Source organism: Streptococcus mitis, assembly GCF_000722695.1.
Taxonomy (GTDB): Bacteria; Bacillota; Bacilli; order Lactobacillales; family Streptococcaceae; genus Streptococcus; species Streptococcus mitis_O.
This window is the reverse complement of sequence record NZ_JPFU01000006.1, coordinates 1-3,880: the sequence shown is the minus strand read 5'-3', so window position 1 is coordinate 3,880 and position 3,880 is coordinate 1. Positions and strand designations below refer to the sequence as shown.

3 protein-coding genes, 1 tRNA gene, 1 rRNA gene and 1 pseudogene are annotated in these 3,880 nt (G+C 35.4%); 1 reads left to right on the top strand and 5 read right to left on the bottom strand.

Annotated elements, in window-relative coordinates; genetic code table 11:
* From SK629_RS02380 to SK629_RS02360, 5 genes are all read right to left on the bottom strand, one after another.
* Window positions 1–190, bottom strand: a 16S ribosomal RNA gene (locus tag SK629_RS02380); the annotation flags it as partial.
* A gap of 242 nt (window positions 191–432) precedes the next feature.
* Window positions 433–504 (bottom strand) — tRNA-Glu (locus tag SK629_RS02375).
* Between the two features lie 61 nt (window positions 505–565).
* Window positions 566–1,921 (bottom strand): 23S rRNA (uracil(1939)-C(5))-methyltransferase RlmD, encoded by a 1,356-nt coding sequence (gene rlmD, locus SK629_RS02370; RefSeq protein WP_042900424.1) that lies wholly within the window; start codon window positions 1,919–1,921, stop codon window positions 566–568.
* Between the two features lie 606 nt (window positions 1,922–2,527).
* Entirely contained in the window at window positions 2,528–3,007 is a 480-nt protein-coding gene (locus SK629_RS02365; RefSeq protein WP_042900423.1) for a DUF2335 domain-containing protein, read from the bottom strand.
* Window positions 2,976–3,191 (bottom strand): hypothetical protein, encoded by a 216-nt coding sequence (locus SK629_RS02360; RefSeq protein ID WP_042900422.1) that lies wholly within the window; start codon window positions 3,189–3,191, stop codon window positions 2,976–2,978. The genes SK629_RS02365 and SK629_RS02360 overlap by 32 nt, the downstream gene beginning before the upstream one ends.
* Window positions 3,192–3,482: 291 nt before the next feature.
* Between SK629_RS02360 and SK629_RS02355 the strand changes: the two are divergent.
* Window positions 3,483–3,880, top strand: a pseudogene (locus SK629_RS02355) (transposase); the annotation flags it as partial.

Sequence of the window (3,880 nt, the reverse complement as noted above, 5' to 3'; positions counted from 1 at the left end):
AACAACTGCTATTATGCGGTATTAGCTATCGTTTCCAATAGTTATCCCCCGCTACCAGGCAGGTTACCTACGCGTTACTCACCCGTTCGCAACTCATCCAGAAGAGCAAGCTCCTCCTTCAGCGTTCTACTTGCATGTATTAGGCACGCCGCCAGCGTTCGTCCTGAGCCAGGATCAAACTCTCATTAAAAGTTTGAGTTCTCACTCATTTCTGTCACTGACAGATTTATTGTTTTTTCATTGTTCAGTACTATAACCTTAGTTATAGTGCCCTGCACATTGGTTCGTCTTGTTCAGTTTTCAAAGGTCTTTGTCACTCGCTTCTCTCAAGTGACAACTATATTAGTATATCACAGTCGCTTTCGCTTGTCAACACTTTTTTGAAACTTTTTTAATCTTTTTTTCATCAAGTGTTCCATCCGCAACATACCATAGTCCGTACGGGATTCGAACCCGTGTTACCGCCGTGAAAAGGCGGTGTCTTAACCCCTTGACCAACGGACCAGAGTTGTTATTTTCAACTCTTACTATTATACCCACTTTTCAAACTTTGTCAACACCTTTTTTAAACTTTTTTAATTAATTTTACAACAGCTTCAGTTCGTGCTGTATGCGGGAACATATCAACCGATTGGATATAATGGAGATCATAGACTTCTACTAAGCGTACTAAATCACGAGCCAAGGTCGAAACATTGCAAGAAATATAAACCATTTTTTCTGGTACATAGGTAAGAATTGTATCTAATAACTTGTCATCCAGACCTGTACGTGGTGGATCTACGATCAGAGCATCTGCTCGGTAGCCTTCCTTATACCAGCGAGGAATAATCTCTTCCGCTGTTCCTGCTTCGTAATGTGTGTTGTTAAATCCCATTCTTTTAGCATTTCGCTTAGCATCTTCAATGGCTTCTGGAATAATATCCATACCTCTGAGTGTTTTAACTTTCTTTGCAAAGGTAAATCCAATCGTTCCAACTCCACAATAAGCGTCAATCAAATGATCTTCTTTATCAACATCCAGCGCTTTTACTGCTTCGCTATAGAGGGCTTCTGTTTGTTCAGGATTTAGTTGATAGAAAGCGCGAGGAGATAGTGAAAATTCATAATCAAGTACACCTTCTTGAATACTCTCTTCTCCCCAGATAATCTCTGTCTTTTCACCATAAATTTCACTGGTTTTAGCTGTATTTGTATTCACAGCTACTGTCACAACTTCTGGAAAATCTTTAACTAAGTCTTTTACCAGTTGGGTTAAATTAAGCTGACGATTTGTAACAATAATAATTTGAACCTGTCCGGTCTTTCTTGCTCGACGAACCATAATAGTCCTAACACCTAGAACTTTTCTCTCATCGGTGATTGGAATCTGGTGATAAGTAAGCAAGTCTGCTAGGCGATTAGCAATCACTTGGGTTTCCTTATCTTGTACTAGGCAGTCTTTCAACTCTACTAAATAGTGAGAGTTTTGTGCATACAGACCTACCTTGACCTGATTTTTAAATTTTCGAGTCTGAAATTGTAACTTAGCACGGTAGTACTTTGGTTCCTGCATTCCAATAGTTGGACGGATTTCATAGTTTTCATATCCTGCAGGAGCAAATTTTTTCAGCGCTTGATGAAGCAAGTCCGTCTTGAACTCTAGCTGCTTATCATAATGCAGGTGCATGATTTGGCAGCCTCCGCACTCATTGTAAATAGTACAAGCTGGCACAACTCGAAATTTAGACTTCTTGTTGACCTTCAGTAATTTTGCCTCAACAAAGTTACGTTTAATAGAAGTAATCTGACAATAGATATCTTCACCTTTGAGAGCACCAGGCACAAAGACTAATGTTTTTTGGTAAAAGCCAATTCCTTCACCATTAATTCCCATGCGCTTGATTTTTAATGGTATTTTTTGTTTCACTTTCAGATTCATACCCCTATCTTATCACATTTTGAGTTATTCCGCTACCGCTTGAGTTTTATATTTCATTAGTAAGTAAAGGCCTTGATATTCCTGATTTTCTTTAAAATCATATTTCCTTATATTTTCTTTAAATTCTTTAAAAGTTCCTAAAAATGTTCACAAAAAAAGCCCCACAAAGGAGCCACTATACTATATGATGAGTTCAGCAGGCAAGAAACTAGCACGGTCAAACGTGCTTTTTTTATTACCTGGCACCATTATACTACATCTTTATCTTGTTTTTCTAGCTTGTTAATTTGTACAGAATACAACACTAGTCCATTACATTTCCAAGTATACTAGATGAGCAATTGTTTTTTTATATTGTATTTTTAAGGCAATAACTTATTTGTGTAATCAATGGTAGTTTTTTAAAACTCTTGCTTGATATTGTTTTTAAAGTTAAACAAATAAAATAAGAAACTGGGACAAAAAATTTTGATTTTAGGAATTCTTTATTATAAATCTTTAAAATCGATAGATTAGATAAAAAAGCGAACAATACAGAATTCTGAGTGTCAGATAACTTGTTTTGTTCGCTTTTTATATTTAAGGTTAGACTTTTGTCCCAGCCTCTTATTTTTTATCTTTTAAATCTTGTTCATCGTTTTTGTGGCTTCTTAAGTAAACAGCAATTAAAGCTCCAAGTGTTCCTATAAAAACACTGAGACCTTGAATGTTTTTGTCATTAGCAAGGAGATATATCGCTCCAGAAATCGCCATTAACCCTATCATCCCAGCGAACAATACACCTAGCAATGAATCTCTATTATTAGCTCCAACGACTTTGCTTTCTATGCTAATCCTGTGTTCTAATTGCTTCTCAGCCATAGACATAATTCTATCAGCTCCGTTTGGGATAACTTTATCAAATTCTTTTAATAATCCAGGCGGTGGCACGGAACCTTCATAACTTATACTTTCAGAGACAAGTACTTTTGTTATAGATTCTTTAACTTCATCGGGTTGTTTTTCTATTATTTCTAAAATCTGTGTTTCTGAAAGATCTTTTGATTGTTTTTGATTAGAGTTGATTTTCTTGTTTGAATTTGGCATATGCCCCCCATATATCCTGACCAATCATACTCCAGTCATTCAAAATAGCTCTTTTGTCAGCTTCTTTTCCTGTTTTGGATCTATTGTAAGACTCTTTGTTTCGTCTGGAACCAATATCAATAACTCGTGCCATTCCTGAAACAAAACTATTTTTTACCACTAAAAAATCAGTCTGTTTATTCATATCAACTCCTCCTTTTTAAAAATACACAGTTAAGATACGTCTATCATCTACGCAACTTAATTATACAACATTATAATACTCAACACAAGTATTTCACACATTATTTTCATGTTCATAAATCAAAATTAGAATGATGGATGATATCCTTCTTTTTCCACTCGGGACTTTGACAGTTATGAAGTAAAAAAATCCTCATAAAGGTTGATATAAGAGCATTTTCTTGTCAAATTTTATCACTTTTTATTTGCGTACTTTCTCGTACTTTGTTATAATGGAGTGAGGTATGAAAAGATGAGAGTTAAACAATCAAAGTCAAAAAACACTATCAACTACGCTATTATTAAAGATATCAAGGTTGGAAATAAACGGACTTCTACTATCGTAGAAAACCTAGGCAATCATAACACAATCTTAAAAGAACATCCTGATATGGAACCACTTGAGTGGGCTCGTTTACGTGCTAAGGAATTAACCGAGAAAGAAAAAGAAGAAAATAAAGATTTCCTCATTACCTTTAGTCAAAACAAACAGTTAAAACAAAATCAATTGAACGAATATCATGGAGGCTATCTCTTCCTACAAGACCTCTATCATCAATTAGATCTGCCTAGAATTAACAAAGAAATCCAAAAACGACATCGTTTTAATTTCTCTCTAGATGAGATCCTATCTCGCTTGATTTATGGACG

What these genes read in the sequence shown, in the direction of transcription:
- rlmD (WP_042900424.1), bottom strand. Translation starts at nt 1,921, where the DNA reads ATGAATCTGAAAGTGAAACAAAAAATACCATTAAAAATCAAGCGCATG.
- SK629_RS02365 (WP_042900423.1), bottom strand. Translation starts at nt 3,007, where the DNA reads ATGCCAAATTCAAACAAGAAAATCAACTCTAATCAAAAACAATCAAAA.
- SK629_RS02360 (WP_042900422.1), bottom strand. Translation starts at nt 3,191, where the DNA reads ATGAATAAACAGACTGATTTTTTAGTGGTAAAAAATAGTTTTGTTTCA.